The following is a 24,682-nucleotide window of genomic DNA, read 5'->3' on the forward strand; positions in this document are numbered from 1 at the left end:
CCATGGCCGACGCAGGCGCCGGCCGGTTGATCGCAAAGCGGCTTAAGGGTCATTTGGCCCATCGTCAGTGCGCCACAGCCGCCGCGGCGGCCTCGTCGATGAGACGCCCCGTGCGGAAGCGCTCAAGCGTGAAGGGCGCGTTGATCGGGTGCGGCTCGTCCCTCGCGATCGTATGCGCGAAGACATTGCCCGAGCCGGGCGTCGCCTTGAAGCCACCGGTGCCCCAGCCGCAATTGACGTAGAGGCCCTGGACCGGTGTCTTCGCCAGGATCGGCGAACGGTCGGGGGTAACGTCGACGATGCCGCCCCAGGAGCGCAGCATCTTCATGCGGGTGAAGATCGGGAACATCTCGCAGATGGCGTCGAGCGTGTGCTGCAATATGTGCAGGCCGCCGGTTTGCGAATAGGAGACATACTGGTCGGTGCCTGCGCCGATCACCAGCTCGCCTTTGTCCGACTGCGAGATATAGGCGTGCACCGTGTTCGACATCACCACACAGGGCACCACCGGCTTGACCGGCTCCGAGACCAGCGCCTGCAGCGGATAGCTTTCGAGCGGCATGCGCACGCCCGCCATGCTCATGATGACGGAGGAATGGCCGGCGGCGACCACGCCGACCTTCTTGGCGCCGATGAAGCCGCGCGTCGTCTCTACCCCGCTCACAGCGCCATTGGCCGCGCGCTTGATACCGGTGACCTCGCAATTCTGGATGATGTGCACGCCGCGCGCCGAAGCGCCGCGCGCATAGCCCCAGGCGACCGCGTCATGACGCGCCGTGCCGCCGCGACGCTGCAGCGCGGCACCCATCACCGGATAGCGCGCCTCCCTGGAGATATTGAGCGGCGGACAGAATTCCTTCGCCTCTTCCGGCGTCAGCCATTCATTGTCGATGCCGTTGAGGCGGTTGGCATGGATGTGGCGCTTGAACACCTGGACGTCATGCACGTTGTGCGCCAGCATCATGACGCCGCGCGGCGAATACATGACGTTGTAGTTGAGTTCCTGACTGAGCCCGTCCCACAGCTTCAGCGCATGGTCGTAGATGCCGGCGCTTTCGTCATAGAGGTAGTTGGAGCGGATGATGGTGGTGTTGCGGCCGGTGTTGCCGCCGCCGAGCCAGCCCTTTTCCAGCACCGCGATGTTGGTGATGCCGTGCTCGCTCGCCAGATAATAGGCCGTCGCCAGGCCGTGTCCGCCGGCGCCGACGATGATGACGTCGTATTCCTTCCTCGGCTCGGGCGACGTCCACTGCTCTTCCCAGCCTCTGTGGCCGCGCATCGCCTCGCGGGCAATGGCGAATACCGAGTATTTCTTCACGTTAAGCCTCGCGCCAAAAATCGCGGATGTCGTTCGGGCCTCTCCCGTCACGCGAGGTGTATCACTAGCGAAACCGCGATGTCATCCTTGCGCTGTTTGCGACGGCGCTTGCCGTTTTGCGCCACGGTCAAAACGAAGCGTCTGCTCTGGCTTCCGAGATTCCGTTCGGCGACACTCCTGCCGCGTGATGCTGGAGGACGACAATGGGTAATGCCTGGTGGAATCTGACCCTGCGCTTCCTGCTGGAACTTGCAGCGCTGCTTGGGCTCGGCATGGTCGGCTGGAGCTTTGCTGTCGGTTTAAGCCGTTGGATTCTTGCCGTCGCCTTGCCGCTCGTCGCGGCGGTGCTGTGGGGCACTTTCGCCGTGCTCAATGATCCGAGCCGGTCGGGTCGAGCTCCGGTGCCTGTGCCCGGCGCCCTCAGGCTGGCGCTGGAACTCGTCATCCTGTGCGGCGGCGCCGCGGGATTCTATCTGACCGGTCACGCGGCCATTGGCATCGTTATGGCTCTGCTGATTGCCTTCAGCTACGCCTTCTCGCTGGATCGGTTGGCTTGGCTGTTGCGGCAGTAGGGCAATGGCGCCTTTGCCGGTTTCGGGTGGCCGCCGTAATCCTCATCTGCGACCAAGCATCCAACCACCGGCAAGCCCGGTACAGAGGAAGGATGCAAAGACATGTTCACCCTTACAAACAAGGTCGCCATCGTCACCGGCGCGAGCTCCGGCATCGGCCGCGCCACCGCCAAACTGTTTGCCGAGCAAGGCGCATCCCTGGTCGTCGCGGCTCGGCGTCAGGCCGAGCTCGACGTGCTCGTCGGCGAGATCGAAGCGACCGGCGGCACGGCAGCTGCGCTTGCCGGCGATGTGAGGGAGGAGGCCTATGCGAAGGCGCTCGTCGAATTCGCCGTCGCAAGGTTTGGCGGCCTCGACATCGCCTTCAACAATGCCGGCGCCGTCGGCGTGATGGGACCGGTGACCGATATAGCGCCAGCCACCTGGCACTCGACGATGGACACCAATCTGACCAGCGCCTACCTCGCCGCAAGGCACCAGATACCGGCCATGCTGGAGCGCGGCGGCGGCTCCCTGATCTTCACCTCGAGCTTCGTCGGCTACACCGCCGGCATGCCGGGCATGGCGGCCTACGCCGCTGCCAAGGCCGGACTGATCGGCCTGACGCAAGTGCTCGCTGCCGAATACGGTCCGCAAGGGCTGCGCGTCAACGCACTGCTGCCCGGCGGCACCGACACGCCCGGCGCAACCACGACCACGCCCGAGGCGCGCGCTTTCGTCGAAGGCATTCATGCTTTGAAGCGCATGGCGCAGCCGGAAGAGATCGCCCGCTCCGCGCTTTACCTTGCCTCGGATGCGTCGAGCTTCACCACCGGAACCGCGCTGTTTGCCGATGGCGGTGTCTCGATCAACCGGACATGATCTATTTTGGCAGACGACAGACATGCCCATCCGCCAAAATGTTGGCGATGCGGCCTTGCATTCCCGTTCATTTTGACGATTTTCGTTTCCGTCGAAATCGGACCGGAACGATGCTGCTGATCAGAACCTATGTTGCCCAGAGCGCCATCGAAGGGGTCGGGGTCTTCGCCGCCGAGCCGATCCGTAAGGGCGCTTCGATCTGGCGCCTCGATCCGGATTTCGACCGGCTGATCCCGATGGATAAATATGAGGCGGCGCCGCCGCATCTGCGCGAGTTGCTCGACCGCTATGCCTATCCGAGCCCGGACAAGCCCGGCTTCATGGTTTATGAGGTGGACAATGGCCGCTTCATGAACCATTCGGAGCGGCCGAACACGGATTTCTCGCAGTATGGCGGCGCCACAGCCATTCGCGACATCGCTGCAGGCGAGGAAATCACCTGCGATTATGGTGAGTTTTTCGAGGACTTTGCGCGCCACCATCTGGCGACCGCGTAGCGCGAGCAAACATGCGGGCGCAGCGCTCGGGTTTTTGATCGCCGTTTCGCGCAATCGGAGGTGGACATCCCAGCCTGATTCTGCTATCAGCCGCCACAATTCGCGGTGCAATTCGCCGCGGAGGCATGTCAGCTATGGCTGTTTGCCTAATGATTTCAAACCCGAAGACAGGATTGCCCGTGCAGGTACTCGTCCGCGATAACAACGTTGATCAGGCGCTTCGCGCGCTGAAGAAGAAGATGCAGCGCGAAGGTATTTTCCGCGAAATGAAGATGCGCGGTCACTACGAGAAGCCGTCCGAAAAGCGTGCCCGCGAGAAGGCCGAGGCCGTGCGCCGCGCCCGCAAGCTGGCCCGCAAGCGCGCCCAGCGCGAAGGCCTGCTGCCGATGACCCCGCGCCCGGCTCCGGCTGGTGCCGCCGGCGCATCGCGCTCGCCGCGCTCATAACGCCTATTTTTCGTCCTTTTCGAAGGATACCGAGGGTGGCGCGATGCGGAATCGCCGCCACCTTTTTGTTTATGTATTGGAGCCGGTTCGGAGAGGGAACGGACTGACGGCGCTGCGGCAGTGAGGACAAAGATGAACGCAATTACCGTGGAGCGCAAAACCGCTTTTCGCGGCTTCGCCCTGACGGCGGCCCTGCTTTCGGGTCTGACGCTTGCAGCATGCCAGACGACCCCGACGGGTGAGTTCAACTCGATCGACAAGGCGCAGGCGTCGAGCGAGAACATCTCCTCGCTTTCGGCGGTCATCCAGCGCAATCCACAGGATCCCGAGGGCTATAACGTGCGCGGCTCGGCCTATGGCCGCGGCGGCCAGTACCAGGCGGCGCTCAAGGACTTCAACCAGGCGATCCAGCTCAATCCGAACTTCTACCAGGCCTATTCGAATCGCGCGCTGATCCAGCGCTTCCTCGGCAATCAGGAAGCCGCTTTGGCCGACTACAACCGCTCGATCCAGATCAACGCCAACTACGACGCAGCCTATATCGGCCGCGGCAATCTCTACCGCAAGGCGGGCCGCACCCAAGATGCCTTCAACGACTTCCAGAAGGCGATCCAACTCGACACCACCGATGCCCGCGCCTACCACAATCGCGGCCTGATCTATCAGAGCCAGGGCCAGCACAAATTCGCCATCGAGGATTTCTCGACCGCGATCTCGCTGGCGCCGGACGCTGCCGAGCCCTACAACGGCCGCGGCCTCTCCTATCTGGCGACAGGCGACGAGGACAACGCCTTCTCCGACTTCAACATGGCCATCAAGCTCGACGGCAAGAACGCCGAGGCCTGGGCCAACCAGGCGCTGATCTACGAAAAGCGCGGCGACAAGGGAAGGGCCGCCAAGTCCTACCGCGAGGCTGTCCACCTCGACCCCAACTACCAGCCGGCCAAGGACGGTCTGTCGCGCACCAGCGGCAACGCCAGCTGATCTCAAGCCGACGCGGGAAGGGTGTATTGCACGGCGCTTGGGCGTCGTTTCCGGTCGCCGTCGGCGGCCGCGATGATGCGCTGCGGAGACGCCGATAGCGATCCGTTAACCGCCCAGGGCAATGCGTTAACCCTTGCCATGTTCGCGTCAAAGTTTCGGCGGAACGCTCCGTGCACCTCGATCGTTTAAGTCGGGGCCAGATTTTCGCGAAAGGGACTTTCCAATGATCAAGACACTTGCCTGTGCCGCTGCCGCGCTCGCCGCCACGGTCCTCGCTTCTCCGGTCAGCGCCGGCACGCTCCGGCTCGGCACGCTCGATTGCACCATCGACGGCGGTGTCGGCTATGTCATCACGTCGAACAAGGGCGTCTCCTGCGTCTTCCGCCCTTCCCATCACGGCCCGGCCGAGATTTATACCGGGATGATCGCCAAGCTTGGCGTCGACGTCGGCAAGACGCATCAGGGCCAGCTCGTCTGGGCGGTGCTTGCCGCCACCCGCAGCCATGACGCGGGCGATCTCGCTGGCAGCTATTACGGCGTCAACGCCGAGGCGAGCGTGGTGACCGGCGGCGGCGCCAACGTCCTGGTCGGCGGCTTGGACAGCGCCTTCATGCTGGAGCCGCTCAGCGTCCAGGCGCAGACCGGCCTCAACCTGGCCGTCACCGTAGCGTCGCTGGACCTCGTCCACTCCTATAAGTGAGCCCTCGGCTTTTCAAATTCATTGCGCCGCACTCGGCCCGGAACATCTGTTCCGGGCCGAGTGCTTTGGAAAGCCCTTCGGCGCCAATGGTGGCTTGCCTCGAAATCCGCGAAAAAGCCTCTTGAGCTCAACTGCGCTTGAGGTTCTACAAGCCCTGCCGAACTGGATCTTGCCCCTCGTTCGCAACGCGGATGAGGTGCGCAAAACAAGCAGGAGATCGGCGTGACGGCAGCGAGCGGCAACAAGGTGGCCAGCAACAGGGTGGCCAGCAAGAGGGTGGATTGGCGGGCGCTGTGGGCAAGTGGCGATCTGGCGCGCTTCTGCTTCGTCAGCCTCGGCATCCTGCTGCATGCCACCAACGAAACAATGGTGGCGACGGTGATGCCGGCCATGGTCGGCGAACTGGCGGGCGTCCAGCTGGTCGGCTGGTCGCTGGCGATCTACGAGCTCGGCGCGATCGTCGCCGGCGCCGCTGCGGGCCGGCTGGTCAGTTATGTCGCCCTGCGCTCCAACATGATGGTCGCCGCCCTGCTCTACGCGACCGGCGCGCTGATCTGCGCCGCGGCGCCTTCCATGCCCTTGTTCCTCATCGGGCGTCTGGTCGAAGGGCTTGGCGGCGGCGCGCTGGTATCGCTGGCTTTCGTCTCGGTCGAGCGCCTGTTTCCACGCAACATCTGGCCGCAGCTCTTCGGCATCATGTCCGCGATCTGGGGCGTCGCCGCCTTCAGCGGCCCGATGCTCGGCGCTCTCATGACCGAATTCCTGTCGTGGCGATGGGCTTTCGGCGTATTCACCTTCGGCGGCGCGGCGATGGCGCTGGCAAGCTTCGTCGTGCTCGACACGCCTGAAGCGAGGAAGCCGCAGGCGAGCGGCGGCAAGGCACCGCCCTTTCCCTATCCCGCGCTTGCCTGTCTCGCCCTCAGCGTCGTGCTGATCGCCGCCGCCGGCATCGATATCGCCCTGTTGCGCTCGTCGCTGCTCCTCTTCCTCGGCCTGACCGGCCTAGCGCTTTTCTTCCACGTGGATGCGCTTAGACCGCAATCCCGGCTCTTCCCGTCGCCTCTGTTTTCATGGCGCTCGCCGCTTGGCAGCGGCATGACGATGGTTGCGGCATTCTCCATGGCGACCTGCACCTTCACCATTTACGGGCCGCTGCTTCTGACCACGTTGCACGGCATTCCGATCCTGACCACCGGCTACATCATCGCCGCAGAATCGATCGCCTGGTCGATCCTGTCGATCCTCATCGCCAATGCACCGCTGGAGCGCGAGAGGCTGATCATCGTCGTCGGCGCCTTGATGATCGCCTCCGGCCTCGCCGGCTTCGCCTACACAATCCCGGCAGGCTCGATCCCGCTGATCCTGCTCTGCGCCCTTTTGCAGGGCGGCGGCTTCGGCGTTTGCTGGCCCTTCCTCACGCGCGTCATCGTCGCCTCGGCCCGCGACGGTGAGCAGACCATCGCCTCGGCCGCCGTGCCGACCATGCAGCGCATCGGCTATGCGGTAGGCGCAGCGCTTGCCGGCATCGTCGCCAATGCCAGCGGCTTCTCGGAAGGTCTGAGCCGTGAAGCGGCCGCAGGCGTCGCCAGCTGGCTGTTTCTGGCCTTCGTGCCCCTCGGCGTGTTCGGCTGCCTGGCGGCGCTGAGGATATTTTCAGCGACAAACCGCGCGAGATTGGCAGCGGGTTGACGGGGATGTCACGGCGGCCGCGGCCGAGGCGCCGGCTTGCCGCTCGGGCTCAGACGACCACAGTCTGCTGCAGCCGCTCGGCAATCAGCGCGGCGAGCCGCGCCGCCACTTCGTCCTTGCCCATTTCCGGCCATTCCTCGACGCCGGTCCTGGACACGATGCGCACCTTGTTGCGGTCGCCGCCCATCACGCCGGATGGACCGATGCCGCTTTCATGCGAAACGTCATTGGCGACGATGAAGTCCGCGCCCTTTTTCCTGAGCTTCGCCTCGGCATTGGCGATGAGGTCCTGTGTCTCTGCGGCAAAGCCGACGACGAGTCTGGGCCGCTGAACGTGATGGCCGATGCCGGCGAGGATGTCGGGGTTCTCGACCATCCGCAGCGAAGGCGGTCCCTTGCCCACAACCTTCTTGATCTTCTCGCCGGCGGCGTTTTGCGTGCGCCAGTCGGCGACGGCGGCAACGAACACGGCGGCATCCGCCGGCAGCAGGCTCTCGACCGCTTGCTTCATCTGCGCGGCCGTTTCGACGTGGGTGGTCGCGACACCGGCCGGATCGGCGACGGTGACCGGGCCGGAGACAAGCCTGACATCAGCGCCGAGCTTAGCCAGCGCGGCCGCGATGGCATGGCCCTGCTTGCCCGAGGAGCGGTTGGCGATGTAGCGCACCGGATCGATCGGCTCATGCGTCGGACCAGAGGTGACGATGATCCGGCGCCCGGCAAGCAGTTTCGGCTTCTCGTCGAGCATCGCCTCGATGGCAGCGACGATCTCCAGCGGTTCGGCCATGCGGCCCTCGCCCGCTTCGTTGCTTTCGGCCATCTCGCCCTTGGCGGGGCCGACAAAGGCGACGCCGTCCTTCTGCAAGGTGGCCCGATTGCGCCGCGTTGCCGGATGCCCCCACATCTTCGGGTTCATCGCCGGCGCCATCAGCACCTTCTTGTCGGTGGCCAGAAGCACCGTCGAGGCGAGGTCGTTGGCATGGCCGTTGGCGAGCTTCGCCATCAGGTCGGCGGTGGCCGGCGCGACAACCAGCAGATCGGCCTCGCGCGACAGCCTGATATGGCCGACATCGTGCTCGTCCTTGCGGTCGAACAGCTCGGTGAAGACATGGTCGGCCGAAAGCGCGCCGACCGACAGCGTGGTGACGAATTCCTGCGCGGCCGACGTCATCACCACCCGCACCGACGCGCCCCGCTCGCGCAACCGCCGGATCAGGTCGAGCGTCTTGTAGGCGGCAATGCCGCCGCCGATGATGAGCAGGATGCGCTTGCCGGAAAGAGAACCTCGCGAAACTGTTTTGGCGGATGCGGCGACAATCGGCGCCGCCCGCTCCTTTGAGCCTGTCAGCGCACGCAGCTTTTCTTCGATCTGACCGATGCGGTCGGCCTGCCCTGCCCGGCCTTCGACCGCGGCGCGTATCATCGCTCGTGCCTGCTCCTCCATCGAGCAGCCATTTTCGGCCGCGAGTTGCCGGAGCAGGTCCTTCACCTCGTCATCCAGATTGCGGATCGTGATGCTGGCCATGTGATTGCACTCGCGTGAGGTAGCGCTTGCAATGATAGCAATGCAATCAACCGGCGACAAGCCGCATGGCAGTCAGAGCAACTTCCAAGTGATATAGACCAGCGTCAGCGCGATCACCCACAGCGCGACTCGACCGGAGCGGGTGTGGCGCGCTTCCGCCCTGCCTATCGCGCGCGCGGTCGCTTCGTCGAAGCGCAGGCCGTTTTCCGCCATCAAATCGATCTCGCGCGACAGCCGCTCGGTGCGGGCCACAAGATCCGGCGCCTGCCTTGCCAGCGACACAAGGGCTCTGCCCGCGTCGCGCACGTCGGTGAGCATGCCGCGCGGGCCGAGATTGCCCGCGATCCAGTCGCTGACCACAGGCTCGGACGTCTTCCACATGTTGAAGGCCGGATCGAGCGTGCGGGCGACGCCTTCGACAACCACCATGGTCTTCTGCAAAAGCACCAGCTCAGTCCGCGTCGCCATATCGAACAGCTCGGTGACTTCGAACAGCAGCGTCAGCAGCTTCGCCATCGAGATGGTCTCCGCCGACTGGCCGTGGATCGGCTCGCCGATGGCGCGGATCGCCTGCGCGAAGGCCGAGACATTGTGTTGGCGCGGCACGTAGCCCGCCTCGAAATGCACCTCGGCGACGCGCTGATAATCGCGCACGATGAAGCCGTAGAGGATCTCGGCGAGGAAGCGGCGCTCCTTCCTGCCGAGCCGACCTGCAATGCCGAGATCGACGGCAACGATGGTGCCGTTCGCCTCGACGAACAGATTTCCAGGATGCATATCGGCATGGAAGAAGCCGTCGCGCAACGTGTGCCTGAGAAACGACTGGACCAGATTGGCGGCGATCGCCTTGAGGTCGTGGCCGGCGTCGGCAAGACCGGCGAGATCGTTCATCTTGATGCCGTCGATCCACTCCATGGTGAGGACATCGCGGCCGGTCCGCTCCCAGTCGACCGCCGGCACGCGGAAGCCCGGATCGTCCTTGGTGTTCTCGCCGAGTTCGGAAAGCGCGGCTGCCTCGAGCCTCAGATCCATCTCGATTCTGGTGGTCTGTGCCAGCGTCTCGGTCACTTCGACCGGGCGCAGGCGACGCGACGCGGGGATGTATTTCTCCTGCAGGCGGGCGGCAAGGAAATAGCTTTCGAGATCCTGGAAGAAGCGGTGCCGCACGCCGGGCCGGATAACTTTCACCGCCACCTGCGAAGCGCTACCCTCGCGCACGATTTCGGCGCCGTGCACCTGCGCGATAGAGGCCGCCGCCACCGGTTCGCCGAAGCTCGAATAGAGATCGTCGATCCTGCGACCGAGCGAGGCTTCGATCGCATGGACCGCCTCCGCTCTCGGGAAGGTATGCATCTTGTCCTGCAAGAGCGCGAGGTCCAGCGCCATGTCGTTGCCGACGACATCGGGCCGCGTCGCCAGGAACTGGCCGAGCTTGACGTAGGAAGGTCCGAGCCGCACCACCGCCCGCGCCAGCCTGTCGCCCCGCTGATAGCTCAGCGCCCGGCGGCGGGTGAAAAGCCGCGCCACGCGCCAGCCGAATTTCGGCATTCCGGAAAGCTCTTCGCCCGGCAGCGCCGCGACGACGCCCTCGCGGACCAGCACCCAGCCGGCCCTGGCGAGCCTGAAGGCGGCAGCGACGCTGCTCATAGCGCTGCCTGCTTCAAAGCGGCCTGCTGCAAGGTGCCGCGCCTCAAAGCTTCCAGCCGGAATGAAGGGCGGCGATGCCGCCCGAATAGTTGCGGAAGGTGACGCGGTCGAAGCCGGCGCGGGTGATCATTGCTGCGAAATTCTGCTGATTGGGGAACTTGCGGATCGATTCGACGAGATAGGAATAGGGCTCGCCATCGCCGGTCACCGCCTTGCCGATTTTGGGGATGGCGTTGAACGACCAGGCCTCATAGGCCTTGTCGAGCAGCGGCATGTCAACCTCGGAGAACTCCAGGCACAGAAACCGTCCGCCCCGCTTCAGCACCCGATAGGCTTCGTCAAGAGCGACCTCGATGCGCGGCACGTTGCGTATACCGAACGCAATCGTATAGGCATCGAAGCTGTCGTCCTCGAACGGCAATTCCTCGGCATTGGCCTCGACGAAGTCGGTGTTTGCGGCAAGCCCCAGCTTCTCGGCGCGGTCGCGGCCGACGGCCAGCATCGAGCCGTTGATGTCGAGCACCGTGGCATGGGCCTGGCGCTGGCTGGCCTCCACGATGCGAAAGGCGACATCGCCGGTGCCGCCGGCAACATCGAGCACCTTCCAGCCCGCACGCTTCGGCGGATTGAGCCAGGCGACCGTCGCGTCCTTCCACAGCCGATGCAACCCGGCCGACATCAGATCGTTCATCAGGTCGTACCGATTGGCCACCTTATGGAAGACGTCGTTGACCAGGGGCTGCTTCTCGCCTTCCCCGACCTTCCTGAAACCATAGGAGGTTTCCATGCCGCCCGCGGCCGTGGTTCTCTCAACCGACATTATTTTGATCCGCCATAAAACCGGCGGGACCATAGCCGATCGATGGTGCCGACGCTATTGTCCAAGGCGCGGTTTTCGGCCGCGCCTTCAAAACGCGGCAGGGAAAGGCCACGCATGATTTTCCGGCCAGAATCCGCGCGAGAGCAGCATATCGGACGGGATGACCGCATGATTTTGAAGGCCGAACTGCACTGCCACATCGAAGGGGCGGCGGCGCCCGAGCTCGTCGTCGCCCAAGCCCGCAAATACGGCAAGGACCCTTCGCCCTACATCCGGGACGGCTCCTTCGTCTGGCAGGACTTCACCTCGTTTCTCGCGGCTTACGATTTCGCTTCCGACCTGTTTCGCACGGAGGAGGACTATGCCCGCCTCGCCGACTACTATCTGACCAGCCTCGCCCGCGACGGTGCCATCTATTCCGAGATTTTCACCTCGCCGGACCATGCCAAAAAGGCCGGCCTGTCGCCAAAAGCCTATACGGATGCGCTGGGCGAAGGCATGACCCGCGCCAAGGCCAAGACCGGTATCGAGGGCCGCATGATCGTCACCGGCGTGCGCCATGTCGGGGTCGAGGCGATCGAGCAGGCGGCGCGCTTCGCGGCACGCTGCGGCCACCCGCTGGTGACCGGTTTCGGCGTCGCCGGCGACGAGCGCATCGGCGACTTCGAGGATTATGTCCGCGCCTTCGAGATCGCGCGCGAAGCGGGTCTCGGCATCACCATCCATGCCGGCGAGCTGATGGGCTGGGAAAGTGTGGCGGCGGCTCTCGACCACATCCGCCCCTCCCGCATCGGCCACGGCGTTCGCGCCATCGAGAACCCTGACCTGGTCCGCCGCATCGCCGCCGAAGGCGTGGTGCTGGAATGCTGCCCGGGCTCCAATATCGCGCTGAAAGTATTCGACAGCTTCGCCGACCATCCCTTTCCGGCGCTGCGCGCAGCCGGCTGCAAGGTGACGCTCAACTCCGACGACCCGCCCTACTTCTGGACCTCGCTGAAGCGCGAATACGATATCGCCGCCGAGCATTTCGCCTTGAACGACAAGGCGCTCGCCGGGATCACCAGAACGGCTATCGAAGCGGCCTTCGTGGACAAGAAGACCAAGGCGGTGCTGCTAAGCCGGTTGGACGCGAAGGTGCGGTGAGTGAGTAGGGGAGTAGTCGGTAGTCAGTAGTTATGCATTTGGCCGAGCGCGCATAGGTCGGTTGAAGGCCGGAGCTTTCCCCAGGCGAGGACTCGCAAATCGGCTCACTATTCACTACTCACTACTGACTACTGACTACTACCCCGTCGGAGCACATCATGCAGGGCGTCACCGTCGTCGACCATCCCCTCGTCCAGCACAAGCTGACCATCATGCGCAAGAAGGAGACCTCGACGGCCGGCTTCCGGCGGCTGCTGCGCGAGATTTCACTGCTGCTCGGCTATGAGGTGACCCGCAATCTCGAACTGACCACGACCATGATCGAGACGCCGATCGAGGAGATGGAGGCACCGACGCTGGAAGGCAAAAAGCTGGTCTTCGCCTCGGTGCTGCGCGCCGGCAACGGCCTGCTCGAGGGCCTGCTCGACCTGGTGCCGGCCGCGCGCGTCGCCCATATCGGCCTCTACCGCGACCACGAGACGCTTGAAGCGGTCGAGTATTTCTTCAAGGCGCCGAGCGATCTTGCCGACCGCCTGGTGATCGTCGTCGATCCGATGCTGGCGACCGCGAATTCCGCGATCGCCGCGATCGACAAGCTGAAGGGGCGCGGCGCCACCAACATCCGCTTCCTCTGCCTGCTTGCCGCCCCCGAAGGCATCGAGCGTTTCACCAAGGCGCATCCGGACGTGCCGATCTTCACCGCCTCGATAGACCGGCAGTTGAACGACAAGGGTTACATCATGCCGGGCCTCGGCGACGCCGGCGACCGCATGTACGGCACAAAGTGAGCGCCGTTCTTAACTGGCCGTTTACGCAAGCTTGCGGTTTCCCACACGCGTTAAAGTCGCACACACCATATCGGCATAAGGATGGAGGCCTTCGGGAGCAATTCCAGCAAAAGTGTGAAGCGGTTTTCCTTTCGGGATTGCTCCAAACCAAAGGGATAAGAGCGGTTCAACGTTTTCGTGAAACGGTGAAAACGCTTTAGGGGCATCCATGCTGCGCAAGCTTCTCATCCTCGGCATCTTTGCCGGAACTTCGGCTTCGATTCCGATCGTCTATCAGGCTAACCCGCATCTGGTGGACGGCCTGCTGAAATCGGCCGTCGCCCCGCAGCCGGCAGCCCCGGAGGCTCAGCCCCTGGTCAATCTCGCTTCGGTCCCGAACAAACCAGCCGCGCCGATGCCGCTCGGCCGCCAGGTGCTGGTCAACGCCGATGCGCGCGGCCACTTCACGTCGCAGTTCAAGCTCAATGGCCGCCAGATCGATGGCATGATCGACACCGGCGCGACGCTGGTCGCCATCAACACCTCGACGGCGCGCAGGATCGGCGTCTCGCTCAATCCGTCCGACTTCAATCGATCGGTGAGCACCGCCAACGGCGCGGTAAAGGCCGCCGTGGTGACGGTCGACCGCCTGCAGATCGGCAAGATCTCGGTCGACAACGTCCAGGCGATGGTGCTCGACGACAGGGCGCTGCAGACCAACCTGATCGGCATGAGCTTCCTGCAGCGGTTGCAGAAATACCAGGTCCAGGACGGCTCGCTGCTGCTCGTTCAGTAAATCCGACGTAAACAATTCCAGGAAAAGTGCGCAGCGGTTTTCCGTCCGGAATTGCGTCAGCCACAAAGGATAGAGCAGTTCACCGTTTCCGCGAAACGATGAACTGCTCTAGTCTAGCGCGGCAGTATCCGCCTGAGCACGGTCTTTTCGGCGGGCGGTTTGGAACCGCCGATCGTATAAGCAGCTCGCACGGCCGCCGCTGCTACCTCGGCCTCCGCATTGGTACGGGCATGCACCAGCGCCAGTGCCTCGCCCGGGCGCAGCTCGGCGCCGACCGGCAACAGCCGGGTCAGACCGACGGCATGATCGATCTTGTCGTCCGGATGGCTACGCCCGCCACCGAGCGTGACGACGGCAAGCCCGATATCGCGCGTGGCGATGCCGGTCACGAACCCATCCTGTTCCGCCTTCACGGCCAGTTCGACCGGCGCAGCCGGCAAATATTTTTCCGCGTTCTCGATGAAATCGGCGGGACCGCCAAGTGCGGAAACCATTCGCGCGAAGACGGCCGCCGCACGGCCTCCGGCAAGCGCTTCGGTGGCGCGCCTGATGCCGTCCTGGTTGGACGAGACGAGCCCCGCCGACTGCAGCATCTCGGCCGCCAGCGCCAGCGTCACCTCCTCCAGCCGCCGGTCGCGATATCGCCCGGTGAGGAAATCGACGGCATTCTTCACCTCGACCGCGTTGCCGGCGGCCGAGGCCAGCGGCTCGTTCATGCCGGTCACCAGCGCTGAGGCGCTCAAGCCGGCGCCATTGGCGACCTCGACCAGGCTGTTCACCAGAGCGACGGCATCGCGCGACTTCTCCATGAAGGCGCCGTTGCCGACCTTGACGTCGAGCACCAGCGAGCCCAAGCCGGCGGCAAGCTTCTTCGACAGGATCGAGGCGGTGATCAGCGGCACCGATTCGACCGTTCCGGTCACGTCGCGGATCGCATAGAGCCTGCGGTCGGCCGGCGCGAGACCGGCGGTCTGGCCGATGATGGCGCAACCGGTCTCGAGAACCGTCTTGCGGAAAAGCGCCACGTCCGGCTGGCTGGCATAGCCGGGGATGGCATCCATCTTGTCCAGCGTGCCGCCGGTGTGGCCGAGGCCGCGGCCCGAGATCATCGGCACACAAGCGCCGCAGGCCGCGACGATCGGCGCCAGCATCAGCGAGACATTGTCGCCGACGCCGCCCGTGGAATGCTTGTCGGTGACCGGGCCCGGCAGGTCGGACCAGTCGAGCACATCGCCGGAATCGCGCATCGCGATCGTCAGCGCCACCGCTTCCTCGCGGCTCATGCCGTTGAGGAACACGGCCATCGCGAAAGCGCCGACCTGGCCCTCGGAGATAGTGCCGGCCGTCAGCCCCGCGATGAAGGCCGCGATCTCGTCGGCCGAGAGCCTGTGGCCGTCGCGCTTGCGGCGGATGATCTCCTGCGGCAGCATCAGTCGGGCAAGCCGTCCTGGAAGACGCGCCGCAGGATCGTCGCCAGCCGCGCGCCGCCGATGGGCGCCATATCCTTGGTTTCCTGGTGCGAGAGCTCCGCTCCGGTCATGCCGGCCGCCAGGTTGGTGATGACCGAGCAGGCGGCGACCTTGAGCCCGAGGAAGCGGGCAAGGATGACCTCCGGCACGGTCGACATGCCGACGGCGTTGGCACCCATGACGCGCGCCATGCGGATCTCGGCCGGTGTCTCGAAGCATGGCCCGGAAAACCACATATAGACGCCCTGATGCAGCGCAGTTCCCGTTGCCTTCGCCGCTTTCTCGATCGCGCCGCGCAAGCCGGCATCATAGGCCTCGGTGAGGCCGACGAAGCGGCGGTCGCTCGGCTCGCCGATCAGCGGATTGGAGCCGGAGAAATTGATGTGGTCGGTGATCAGCATCACCGAGCCCGGCCCCATTTCAGGATCGACCGAGCCGGCGGCATTGGTGAGGATCAAATGCGAGATGCCGATGCCGGCAAGCACCTCCAGCGCCGGCCGCATCGCCGCGGCATTGCCATGCTCGTAATAATGCGCGCGCCCCGACAGCATCAGCACCGGCGTGCCGGCGAAATGCCCGGCAACCACCTCGCCGGCATGGCCGGAAACACCGCTGCGCGGGAAGCCCGGCAGTTCGGCATAGGAGATGCGCCTGGCATCCTTGACCTGGTCGACCAGCCCGCCCAGGCCCGAGCCCAGCACGAGCGCCGCGGTCGGCGCCAGTCCGTCCAGTTTCTCGACCAGATGATCCAGCGCTTCCTTCATTTCAACCCCTCTTCATTTCAAGATGTCGCCCCTGAAGCCGTAGGGCAGCATGTCGCCCATGGTCACCGTCTCGGCCACGCCGGCGTTGTCGCAGAGATAAAGCTTCGTGTCCGGCCGACAGAATTCCGCCAGCCGCTGCCGGCAGCCGCCGCATGGCGAGCATTTGGCCATGCGTTCGGCGATCACCGCGATCTCCACGATCCTGCCGCCGCCGCCCATGATGTAATGGCCGAGCGCCGTCGTCTCGGCGCACCAGCCTTCCGGATAGGATGCCACCTCGATATTGGCGCCGGCGAAGACGCGCCCGTCCTCGGTGCGCAGTGCTGCCCCCACAGGGAACTTCGAATAGGGCGCATAGGCCTTTGCCATCGCCGTCTTCGCCGCCTCGAAAAGATCATGCGACATCCGGTTCTTCTCTCCCACGATCTTGTTCAAATACCGGTCGCCGCCGCACGAAAATCCGCCCGGCATTCTCCGACTTCAGCGTTCCTTCACATAAGGCACGCCGCCGGCGCGCGGCGGGATGGCTTTGCCGATGAAGCCGGCGAGCAGGATGACGGTCAGCACATAGGGCAGCGCCTGCATGAATTGCACCGGCACCTTGCCGATGATCGGCAGCGGCGAGCCCTGCAGGCGGATCGCCGCAGCATCAAGGAAACCGAACAACAGGCAGGCGAACATAGCGTTGACCGGCTTCCATTTGGCGAAGATGAGCGCGGCCAGCGCAATATAGCCCTTGCCCGCAGTCATGTCCTTCACGAAGCCGCCATTCTGCACCATGGAAAGATACGCGCCGGCGACGCCGGTGAGGATGCCGGTGCAGATCAGCGCGCGGTACCGCAGCCAGGCGACCGAAATGCCGGCGGTGTCGACCGCGGCCGGGTTTTCGCCGACCGCGCGCATCCTGAGACCGAAGCGGGTGCGAAACAGCACCCACCAGGTGAACGGCACCATGGCGAAGGCGAAATAGACCAGGATCGAATGGCCGGAGATCAGCTCGGCATAGATCGGGCCGATGATCGGCACGTCCTTGATCGCCTCGGCGCCGGGCCAGACGATCGCCTCGAAGCGTTCGGCCGGCTGCAGCGCCGGCGTGCGCCCGCCCTGTTGGAACCACGCCTGGCCGAGGATGATGGTCGATCCGGCGGCGATGAAATTGATCGCCACGCCGGACACGATCTGGTTGCCGCGATGCGTGATCGAGGCGAAGCCGTGCACCAGCGCGAAGGCGACGGAGATCAGCACCGCCGTGCCGAGGCCGATCAGCGCCGAATGGAAGACGGCGGCGGCCGAAGCGCCGGCAAAGGCGCCGACCAGCATCTTGCCTTCCAGCCCGATGTCGAAGATGCCGGCCCGTTCCGAATAGAGGCCGGCCAGGCAAGCGAGCAGCAGCGGCACCGAAAGGCGGATGGTCGAATCCAGCACCTGGATGATGGCGTTGAACATGTCCATCTCAGGCCCCCTTCCCGTTCACTGCCTGCATGCCGACCGATTTCGGACTGACCGAGGCGAACAGCGCCTGGATGTAAGGCCTGAACATGTGTTCCAGCGCGCCGGCAAAGAGGATGACCAACCCCTGGATGATGACGATCATGTCGCGGCTGATCGCCGGCATTTCGAAGGCAAGCTCTGCGCCGCCCTGGTAGAGCATGCCGAACAGGATCGCCGCCAGGACGATGCCGACCGGATGCAGCCTGCCCATCAACGCAACCGCGATGCCGACATAGCCGGCGCCGGACACGAAATCGATCGCGACATTGTGCTGGTCGCCCATCACCGGGTTGAGCGCCATCATGCCGGCCAGCGCGCCCGAGATCATCATCGCGGTGATGATGATGCGGATTTCCGAAATGCCGGCATAGCGCGCCGCCTTCGGGCTGTGGCCGTAGGTGCGCATTTCATAGCCGAGCCTGGTGCGCCAGATCAAAAGCCAGACCAGGAAGGCCATGACGAGCGCCAGCAGGAAGCAGATGTTGAGCGGCGCCGAGCGGATCTTGGCGCCGAACAATTCGATGATCCAGTTGAGCTTCGGCAGCTCGGCGCCGGCCAGGAAATTGCGCGTCTGCGGCGCCTGCGAGCCGGCCGGCTTCAGCGGGCCGACCAGCAGATAGACCATCACCGAAGCGGCGATGAAGTTGAACATGATGGTGGTGATGACGATGTGCGATCCGCGCTTGGCCTGCAGATAGGCCGGGATCAGGCCCCACAGCGCGCCGAACGCCGCCGCGGCCACGATCGCGATCGGAAAGATCGCCCACCAGGGCAGCACGCTGTCGAAGCTCAGGCAAACGAGCGCGATGCCCAGGCCGCCTATATAGGCCTGCCCCTCGGTACCGATGTTGAACAGGCTGCAATGCGCCGCCACCGCCACCGACAGCCCGGTGAAGATGAAGGTCGTGGCGTAGAAGAGCGTGAAGGCGATGCCCGTGCCCTTGCCGAAGGCGCCTTCGACCAGGATGACGGCGGCACGAAACGGATTTTCGCCGACCAGCATGACGACGAAGCCGGCAACGATGAAGGCAACCGACAGATTGATCAGCGGAATCAACCCATAATCGGCCCAGGCAGGCAGCTTGGCGTAAGGCGTGCTCATTCGGCGGCCTCCTGGTGCTCGACGCCGGCCATGAGCAGGCCGAGCTCGCCTTCGGTCGCGTCAGGGCCGCGCTCGCCGACGACACGGCCGGCGAACATCACCAGGATGCGGTCGGACAGCGAGCGGATCTCGTCGAGCTCGACCGAGACCACCAGCACGGCCTTGCCCTGGTCGCGCATGGCGATCAGCCGCTTGTGGATGAATTCGATGGCGCCGACATCGACGCCGCGCGTCGGCTGACCGACGATCAGCACGCCCGGATCCTGCTCCATCTCCCTGGCCAGCACGATCTTCTGCTGATTGCCGCCGGAGAAGTTCGCCGTCTTCAGCCGCGGATTGCCGGGGCGGATGTCGTATTTCTCGATCTTGTCCTTCGCGTCGGCCATGATGGCATCGACGTCGAGGAACGGCCCCCTCAGATAGCGCTCGTCGTCGTGATAGCCGAGGATCGAATTCTCGTTTTCCTCGAAGGCGAGCACCAGCCCGACATGGTGGCGGTCCTCCGGGACGTGGGCAAGCCCACGGTCGCGCAATTCGCCGGGATCGGCCTTGCCGGTGAGATCGATCGGCTTGCCGTCGAGCATAACCTCGCCGGAAACCGCATGCCTTATGCCGGAGATTGCCTCCAACAGTTCGGACTGGCCGTTGCCGGCAACGCCGGCGATGCCGACGATCTCGCCGCCGCGCACGTCGAAGGAGACATTGTCGACCATGGTGACGCCGCGCGAATCCTTGACCGTCAGGTTCTTGACCGAGAGTTTTACAGCGCCGGCTTCCGACTGGCCCTTCTCGACCCTGAGAAGCACCCGCCGGCCGACCATCAGCTCGGCCAGTTCGCCGACAGTGGTTTCCTTGGTCACCCGGGTTGCCACCATCGTGCCCTGGCGCATCACCGAGACCGTGTCGGTGATGGCCATGATCTCGCGCAGCTTGTGCGTGATGAGCACGATCGTTTTTCCCTGCTCCTTCAATTGCTTGAGGATGCGGAAAAGGTGGTCGGCCTCGGCCGGCGTCAACACTCCCGTCGGCTCGTCGAGGATCAGGATCTCGGCGCCGCGATAGAGCGCCTTGAGGATTTCGACACGCTGCTGCAAGCCGACCGGCAGCTCTTCGATGACGGCGTCGGGATCGACCTCGAGCCCGTATTCGCGCTCCAACCGGTCGAGTTCCGAGCGCGCCTTGGCGATGCTGCTTTTCAGCAGCACATCGTTCTCGGCACCGAGGATGATGTTTTCCAGCACCGTGAAATTGTCGACCAGCATGAAGTGCTGATGCACCATGCCGATGCCGAGCGCGATGGCGTCGTTGGAGGTGTTGATCGACACCGGCTTGCCGCCGACGTGGATCTCGCCGCTGTCGGCCTGGTAGAAGCCGTAGAGAATCGACATCAGCGTCGATTTGCCGGCGCCGTTTTCGCCGACGATGCCGTGGATGGTGCCGCGCGCCACTTCCAGGTTGATGTCGCGGTTGGCGCGCACTGCGCCAAAGCTCTTGTTGATGCCTATGAGCTCGATTGCGGCTTGCGCCATGCAGCCTGTTCCCACTGTTATTTTTTATCGCTTGGTCAAAAGGCCTAGCATGATGCCCTGCTTATGCCAATCGGCCGCTCACTCTCGACAAATCGCCGCGCCCTTGTCAATTTCGAACCTGAGCAAGTTCCGCAAAACTGTCCACGGTTTTGCGATCAGAACCTGCGAGAACCAACAGGGCCTAAGCAGATATTCGGGCATCCAGGAATATCTGCTGAGGCGGAGGCTTCACATTCGCAAGGATCGGTTTGCATGACCATGCCTGACGATCGGCTGACGGCGTTGGAAATCCGCGCCGCCGAGCAGGAAAACACCATCGAGGAACTGTCCGGGCAGATCGCCGAACAGTGGAAGGTGATCGAGCGCATGGAGCGCAAGCTCGCAGCGCTCACCGACCGGTTCCTGGAGTTGGAGGAGCAGACCGGCTCCGATGTTCCGGTGACCAAGCCGCCGCACTGGTGAGGAGCATGGGAAAGGACGGCCATGTCTGGTGAAAGCGACCGTGTCGCCAGGGCCGGCGACTATGTCTTTGGCCTGATGAACGACAGGGAACGCGCTCGCGCCGAGCGCGACCTCGAAATCGATCCCGCCTTTCGCGACACGGTGCTGCGGCTGGCCGAGCGCTTGCGCGCCTTCGATCCCGCGGCACCTGAAGGGCGCTACAATCGCTGGGAGCTGGTCACGCAGCGCCTTGCCGAATTGCCGCAGATGCAGCCACGGCTCGCCGGCATTGCCCCCGAGGCCGAACCGCCGCCGATGATCCTCCGGCTCGAGCGCAGGCCCTATCGCGTCGGCCTGCATTCGCGTGGCGGCAGGCTGGGCTTTGTCATTGCGCTTGCCCTGCTGGCGGCCTTTGCGCTCGGCTATCTCGCCGGCACGCTATAGCTCACGCGACATGAGAAGCATCGGCGCGCCGTCCTGCTCGAAGGTCTCGACCGCCGTCCATCCAAGCGCCTCGTAGAAGCCGCGCGCCTGCCAGGTGTAGAGATAGAGCTTGCCGATACCGGCCGAGACGGCACGAGCCTCGACAGTTCTGACCAGCGCCGTGCCGACGCCGCTGCCGCGATATCCATCCTCGACGATCAGCCCGGCCAGCCATGGCGAGAAGTCGTGCGGCGAACTGATTTCGCTGCGGACGAGCAGGCAGCTCCCGATCGGCCGGCCACGGTCGCGCGCAACGAAGGCTGTCTCGGAGCCGTCGCCAGCGATCAACCCGCGCAACCCGGCCATGTCCTCGTCGAGTGTCCGGTCCGTGCCTTCGAAGAAAGCCGCGAGGCGAAGCCCCGCGATTGCTTCGACGTCGCCTTCCGCCATGGCCTCGATCGTCGTCCGCATCGTTCCCTCTCCAAAGCGAAACCGCCGGGCGTTGGCCCGGCGGTTCAAACCTTGCTTCAGCCGCAGATCAATACGGGCAGGCGTTGTCGGTGGTGTAGTCGTGCACCTGGACCTTGCCCGAGATGATGTCGGCCTTGGCCTTTTCGACGGCCGCCTTCATCTCATCGGTCACCAGCACCTTGTTGTTGTCGTCCATGGCGTAGTCGACGCCGCCTTCCTTGAGGCCGAGATTTTCGACGCCGCCTTTGAAGGTGCCGTTCTTGCCGTCCATGAAGGCATTGTAGACGGCAACGTCGACGCGCTTCAGCATCGAGGTCAGCACCTTGCCGGGCTGCAGGCCGTTCTGGTTGGAATCGACGCCGATGCCGAGCTTGCCCGCATCCGCCGCCGCCTGGAGCACGCCGACGCCGGTGCCGCCGGCAGCCGCGTAAACCACGTCGGCGCCCTGGTCGATCTGCGTCTTTGCGATCTCGCCGCCCTTGGCCGGGTCGTTCCATGCGGCCGGCGTGTCGCCGGTCATATTCTGGATGACGTCCGTCGCGCCGGCCGACTTGGCGCCGCCGACATAGCCGCATTCGAACTTGCGGATCAGCGGGATGTCCATGCCGCCGACGAAGCCGACCTTCTTCGACTTCGACGCCATCGCCGCCAGGATGCCGACGAGGTAGGAGCCTTCATTCTCCTTGAACACCAGCGAGCGGACATTGGGCAGGTCGACGGCATCGTCGATGATGGCGAAGTTGAGATCGGTATATTCGGCCGCGACCTTCTTCAGCGCGTCCTCCCAGGCAAAGCCGGCCATGACGATCGGGTTGCGGCCGTCCTCGGCGAAGCGGCGCAGCGCCTGCTCACGCTGCGAGGCGTTGGAGACCTCGAATTCGACATAGGCGATGCCGGTCTCGGCCTTGAACTTCTCCGCGCCATGATAGGCGGCCTCGTTGAAGGATTTGTCGAACTTGCCGCCCAGATCATAGAGGATGGCCGGCTGGACATCCGCGGCGAAAGCCGGAAGAACCATTGCGGTTGCGGCCAGAAGGCCGAGAACGATACGTTTCATGTGATCCACACCCTGTCGGTTATTTTTCCGTTATGCGCCGCCTGCCCGCCCGGTTCTCCGGCAGGCTTGCGGTGCCAGGCAGGAAGTGTTTTGCCCCTCCCGCTCGCGGTCAATCTGGCACGGCGCGAAACAAAATTCACGTGGAATTTTGACCTGTTGGAAAAAGCGGTTACCCGCGGTTTCGCCGTGGCCGTCCGTCCGCAACAGCGTCAAAACAAGGGCCTTCAGGGACTTGGAGCGAATTCCGCGCCGCGGCGCTTGCGCCGGTAGCCGATGGCGTAGAGCAGGAAGGCCAGCACCGCGAAAACAGCAAAACCTGGTTGTGCGAGCACCCATGCGACGGCGCCGTCCCAGACCAGCGGGCTTGCCTTGGTGCGCACGAAAGTCTCGAAGGCCGCACGGGTATCGGGCGAGACCGCGAGCCAGCTTGCATTGAGCGGCGTCATCACCAGCGAGGAGGCTGCGACCGAGCGTGTCGTATCGATCACCGCCATGATCACCGAGATCGACAGCGCAACCATGGCTGCCAGCCGAAAGATGAAACGCAACATCGACGCTCTCCCCGGGAACGCTCCCGTCTGCTCCGCAATCGACATAGAGCGTGCGTGGTTTCCGCGCAATCGCGGCCCGTGAAATTAGCGAGCCCGCGCCGGCTTGCGCCGGTTCACCCGCCAGATGGCGAAAATGCCGCCGGCGACCGCGCCGACGATCAGGCCGCCCAGGCCGACAAAAGCCGCGAAAAATCCGCAGGCGCCCTCGAAACAGCTCATATGCGTTAGGTCCGCTATCAGCGAACCGGCGAAGAAACCGGCGCAGGCGCCGATCGCGCCGCCAAGGATGATGCCGAGCAGCGCGGCAAGGATCGAGACGAAGACCGGTGGCCGCTCGGTCTCCGGATTGGCGTAGATCGTCTCGGCGCCGGCCCCGTTGCGCAGCAGGTAAATGCAAAGTAGGCCGATGGCGATCTCGGCGACGGTGAAGCCCAGCGCCTCGGCCGAGAAGACGAAGTCGGACACGAGCAACACATAGGCCTGGCGCACCAGGAGCCAGATGATGATGGCGATCTGCCAGATCGTGTAATGGCGAGGAAAGCGGGCCGACCGGTTGAAGGCAAGGCCAAGCAGGTACAGCCCCCACAGGATGGTGATGACGCCGCCCGTAAGGCCGCCATAGACCAGGAAGAACACGCTGTCGGGCAGGCTGAAGTCGCCGATCAGCCGCCAGGAGGAGATCAGCCCGTAGGCCGACAGCCCCATAACGATGACGAGCCACGCCACCGGGATGAGGGAAAGCCCGCCGTCCGGCCGCCCCGCGGGTTGCTGGTCGATCGATGCCATGTCGGGACGATGCCCCTCGCCCAAGCAATTCCGGGAAAGCCGCCTCGCGGCTTTCCGGCGGGAACTGCAAAACCGAACCTGCAGTTCCAGGGAAAGCTCGCAACCGTCCACCGGGACTGCATGAAAACAAGATTGGCGCAGTCGACAGCCGGGCGGAGGCGAAGTCAAGCATCACCGGCGCGTCGCCATCGCCTGTGCACATCATTCGAACGCATCGCCCTGACCCTGCCTTTGCGCCCATACACGGCAAAAGCCGCGGCAATGCCAATATGGCTTGGCATTCGCATTAGGATCGACTAGATGAGCCCCGCGCCTGTTTGCCTAGACGGCTAGCGGTGCGGGGAAGGGTTGCCTGCCGGTTGAGGGCACACCAGATATCCGTTGAGGACTTCCCATGGGAGCATCTCCCCAACCCGCGCGGCAAAACCGGCCGACGCGAGATGCCAAGACGGAGAGGTGGCCGAGTGGTTGAAGGCGCACGCCTGGAAAGTGTGTTTACGGGAAACCGTAACGCGGGTTCGAATCCCGCTCTCTCCGCCAGCAAGCTTCATTGATTTCTATATTTTTCGGAGCAGGCCGAGCCTTCATGCTCGACCAGGTGATATCTGAAACGGTCGCGCACGAATTCGTTGAAGAACTGCCCTTTTGAGAAGGCCGCCTTGAAAGCCGTGTAGACCTCGGGTCCTACGTCCTCATAGTCATAGCGCTTGCCGGTCGGGACGAACCATACCGAGAGGACCCGCCTCGACGGATCGTAATGGATAGCCCGGATCGCGGTGGAAGGCATGTGCCGCCTCCTGCTTCCAACGCTTAATTCTTCGTGCGCCGCGAGG

At 64.2% G+C, this 24,682-nt stretch carries 27 protein-coding genes and 1 tRNA gene; 13 read left to right on the forward strand and 15 right to left on the reverse strand.

Going from position 1 to position 24,682, the window contains the following annotated elements; all coding sequences use genetic code 11:
- Window positions 1–64: 64 nt before the first annotated feature.
- Window positions 65–1,318, reverse strand: a complete 1,254-nt coding sequence (locus tag LB525_RS03565; protein ID WP_224543448.1) for a sarcosine oxidase subunit beta — start codon at window positions 1,316–1,318, stop codon at window positions 65–67.
- A 203-nt stretch (window positions 1,319–1,521) separates the two neighbouring features.
- On the opposite strand from LB525_RS03565, the gene LB525_RS03570 reads away from it, so the two are divergent.
- The 7 genes from LB525_RS03570 to LB525_RS03600 all read left to right on the forward strand — a co-directional run bounded on the left by LB525_RS03570 (window position 1,522) and on the right by LB525_RS03600 (window position 7,067).
- A complete protein-coding gene (locus tag LB525_RS03570) occupies window positions 1,522–1,890 on the forward strand; it encodes a YrdB family protein (RefSeq protein WP_224543449.1) in 369 nt (122 codons plus the stop codon).
- 102 nt (window positions 1,891–1,992) lie between these two features.
- Window positions 1,993–2,751 carry an SDR family oxidoreductase gene (locus LB525_RS03575; protein ID WP_224543451.1) on the forward strand — a complete coding sequence of 253 codons (759 nt, stop codon included), beginning with the start codon at window positions 1,993–1,995 and terminating at the stop codon, window positions 2,749–2,751.
- 110 nt (window positions 2,752–2,861) lie between these two features.
- Window positions 2,862–3,248 (forward strand): SET domain-containing protein, encoded by a 387-nt coding sequence (locus LB525_RS03580; protein WP_095766271.1) that lies wholly within the window; start codon window positions 2,862–2,864, stop codon window positions 3,246–3,248.
- A gap of 179 nt (window positions 3,249–3,427) precedes the next feature.
- A complete protein-coding gene (gene rpsU, locus LB525_RS03585; RefSeq protein WP_027165252.1) occupies window positions 3,428–3,694 on the forward strand; it encodes a 30S ribosomal protein S21 in 267 nt (88 codons plus the stop codon).
- 132 nt (window positions 3,695–3,826) lie between these two features.
- Complete coding sequence (locus tag LB525_RS03590; RefSeq protein ID WP_224543452.1) at window positions 3,827–4,678, forward strand: tetratricopeptide repeat protein; 852 nt, start codon at window positions 3,827–3,829, stop codon at window positions 4,676–4,678.
- 223 nt (window positions 4,679–4,901) lie between these two features.
- On the forward strand, window positions 4,902–5,378 hold the full coding sequence (locus LB525_RS03595) for a DUF992 domain-containing protein (RefSeq protein ID WP_224543453.1): 477 nt from the start codon (window positions 4,902–4,904) through the stop codon (window positions 5,376–5,378).
- Window positions 5,379–5,600: 222 nt separating this feature from the next.
- Window positions 5,601–7,067, forward strand: a complete 1,467-nt coding sequence (locus LB525_RS03600; RefSeq protein WP_224543454.1) for an MFS transporter — start codon at window positions 5,601–5,603, stop codon at window positions 7,065–7,067.
- Between the two features lie 49 nt (window positions 7,068–7,116).
- Here LB525_RS03600 and coaBC read toward each other — a convergent pair whose 3' ends face one another.
- From coaBC to ubiE, 3 genes are all read right to left on the reverse strand, one after another.
- Entirely contained in the window at window positions 7,117–8,592 is a 1,476-nt protein-coding gene (coaBC, locus tag LB525_RS03605) for a bifunctional phosphopantothenoylcysteine decarboxylase/phosphopantothenate--cysteine ligase CoaBC (RefSeq protein ID WP_224543455.1), read from the reverse strand.
- A gap of 72 nt (window positions 8,593–8,664) precedes the next feature.
- A complete protein-coding gene (gene ubiB, locus LB525_RS03610) occupies window positions 8,665–10,239 on the reverse strand; it encodes a 2-polyprenylphenol 6-hydroxylase (RefSeq protein ID WP_224543456.1) in 1,575 nt (524 codons plus the stop codon).
- 43 nt (window positions 10,240–10,282) lie between these two features.
- On the reverse strand, window positions 10,283–11,059 hold the full coding sequence (gene ubiE, locus LB525_RS03615; protein ID WP_224543458.1) for a bifunctional demethylmenaquinone methyltransferase/2-methoxy-6-polyprenyl-1,4-benzoquinol methylase UbiE: 777 nt from the start codon (window positions 11,057–11,059) through the stop codon (window positions 10,283–10,285).
- A 168-nt stretch (window positions 11,060–11,227) separates the two neighbouring features.
- On the opposite strand from ubiE, the gene LB525_RS03620 reads away from it, so the two are divergent.
- From LB525_RS03620 to LB525_RS03630, 3 genes are all read left to right on the forward strand, one after another.
- Window positions 11,228–12,202 carry an adenosine deaminase gene (locus LB525_RS03620; RefSeq protein ID WP_224543460.1) on the forward strand — a complete coding sequence of 325 codons (975 nt, stop codon included), beginning with the start codon at window positions 11,228–11,230 and terminating at the stop codon, window positions 12,200–12,202.
- A 158-nt stretch (window positions 12,203–12,360) separates the two neighbouring features.
- A complete protein-coding gene (gene upp, locus LB525_RS03625) occupies window positions 12,361–12,990 on the forward strand; it encodes a uracil phosphoribosyltransferase (RefSeq protein ID WP_027165262.1) in 630 nt (209 codons plus the stop codon).
- Window positions 12,991–13,198: 208 nt separating this feature from the next.
- Complete coding sequence (locus tag LB525_RS03630; protein ID WP_224543461.1) at window positions 13,199–13,765, forward strand: TIGR02281 family clan AA aspartic protease; 567 nt, start codon at window positions 13,199–13,201, stop codon at window positions 13,763–13,765.
- A 113-nt stretch (window positions 13,766–13,878) separates the two neighbouring features.
- Here the strand turns inward: LB525_RS03630 and deoA are convergent, their stop codons facing one another.
- The 6 genes from deoA to LB525_RS03660 all read right to left on the reverse strand — a co-directional run bounded on the left by deoA (window position 13,879) and on the right by LB525_RS03660 (window position 20,120).
- Window positions 13,879–15,195 (reverse strand): thymidine phosphorylase, encoded by a 1,317-nt coding sequence (deoA, locus tag LB525_RS03635; RefSeq protein WP_224543462.1) that lies wholly within the window; start codon window positions 15,193–15,195, stop codon window positions 13,879–13,881.
- Complete coding sequence (locus tag LB525_RS03640) at window positions 15,195–15,998, reverse strand: purine-nucleoside phosphorylase (RefSeq protein ID WP_095766262.1); 804 nt, start codon at window positions 15,996–15,998, stop codon at window positions 15,195–15,197. The genes deoA and LB525_RS03640 overlap by 1 nt, the downstream gene beginning before the upstream one ends.
- A gap of 12 nt (window positions 15,999–16,010) precedes the next feature.
- The gene (gene cdd / locus LB525_RS03645; protein WP_224543463.1) at window positions 16,011–16,403 is read right to left on the reverse strand and encodes a cytidine deaminase; all 393 of its coding nucleotides are present in this window, start codon (window positions 16,401–16,403) and stop codon (window positions 16,011–16,013) included.
- A 75-nt stretch (window positions 16,404–16,478) separates the two neighbouring features.
- The gene (locus tag LB525_RS03650; RefSeq protein ID WP_140846328.1) at window positions 16,479–17,450 is read right to left on the reverse strand and encodes an ABC transporter permease; all 972 of its coding nucleotides are present in this window, start codon (window positions 17,448–17,450) and stop codon (window positions 16,479–16,481) included.
- A 1-nt stretch (window position 17,451) separates the two neighbouring features.
- Window positions 17,452–18,591, reverse strand: a complete 1,140-nt coding sequence (locus LB525_RS03655; protein WP_224543464.1) for an ABC transporter permease — start codon at window positions 18,589–18,591, stop codon at window positions 17,452–17,454.
- On the reverse strand, window positions 18,588–20,120 hold the full coding sequence (locus tag LB525_RS03660; RefSeq protein ID WP_224543466.1) for an ABC transporter ATP-binding protein: 1,533 nt from the start codon (window positions 20,118–20,120) through the stop codon (window positions 18,588–18,590). The genes LB525_RS03655 and LB525_RS03660 overlap by 4 nt, the downstream gene beginning before the upstream one ends.
- 252 nt (window positions 20,121–20,372) lie before the next feature.
- Between LB525_RS03660 and LB525_RS03665 the strand changes: the two genes are divergently transcribed.
- Together LB525_RS03665 and LB525_RS03670 are read left to right on the forward strand one after the other, a co-directional pair.
- On the forward strand, window positions 20,373–20,582 hold the full coding sequence (locus tag LB525_RS03665; protein ID WP_224543468.1) for a SlyX family protein: 210 nt from the start codon (window positions 20,373–20,375) through the stop codon (window positions 20,580–20,582).
- Window positions 20,583–20,603: 21 nt separating this feature from the next.
- On the forward strand, window positions 20,604–21,005 hold the full coding sequence (locus tag LB525_RS03670) for a hypothetical protein (RefSeq protein WP_224543469.1): 402 nt from the start codon (window positions 20,604–20,606) through the stop codon (window positions 21,003–21,005).
- Here LB525_RS03670 and LB525_RS03675 read toward each other — a convergent pair.
- From LB525_RS03675 to LB525_RS03690, 4 genes are all read right to left on the reverse strand, one after another.
- Window positions 21,000–21,455 carry a GNAT family N-acetyltransferase gene (locus LB525_RS03675; RefSeq protein WP_224543470.1) on the reverse strand — a complete coding sequence of 152 codons (456 nt, stop codon included), beginning with the start codon at window positions 21,453–21,455 and terminating at the stop codon, window positions 21,000–21,002. The two genes, LB525_RS03670 and LB525_RS03675, sit on opposite strands and share 6 nt — an antisense overlap.
- Window positions 21,456–21,522: 67 nt before the next feature.
- A complete protein-coding gene (locus LB525_RS03680) occupies window positions 21,523–22,512 on the reverse strand; it encodes a BMP family protein (protein WP_224543472.1) in 990 nt (329 codons plus the stop codon).
- 224 nt (window positions 22,513–22,736) lie between these two features.
- Window positions 22,737–23,063 (reverse strand): hypothetical protein, encoded by a 327-nt coding sequence (locus LB525_RS03685; protein ID WP_095766255.1) that lies wholly within the window; start codon window positions 23,061–23,063, stop codon window positions 22,737–22,739.
- Window positions 23,064–23,147: 84 nt separating this feature from the next.
- Window positions 23,148–23,849, reverse strand: a complete 702-nt coding sequence (locus LB525_RS03690; protein WP_140846322.1) for a DUF2569 family protein — start codon at window positions 23,847–23,849, stop codon at window positions 23,148–23,150.
- Window positions 23,850–24,299: 450 nt separating this feature from the next.
- On the opposite strand from LB525_RS03690, the gene LB525_RS03695 reads away from it, so the two are divergent.
- Window positions 24,300–24,389 (forward strand) — tRNA-Ser (locus LB525_RS03695).
- A gap of 7 nt (window positions 24,390–24,396) precedes the next feature.
- On the opposite strand, the gene LB525_RS03700 is transcribed toward LB525_RS03695, so the two are convergent.
- A complete protein-coding gene (locus LB525_RS03700; protein WP_224523998.1) occupies window positions 24,397–24,636 on the reverse strand; it encodes a KTSC domain-containing protein in 240 nt (79 codons plus the stop codon).
- Between the last annotated feature and the right edge of the window lie 46 nt (window positions 24,637–24,682).

The organism is Mesorhizobium sp. CA16 (assembly GCF_020165175.1).
Taxonomy (GTDB): domain Bacteria; phylum Pseudomonadota; class Alphaproteobacteria; order Rhizobiales; family Rhizobiaceae; genus Mesorhizobium.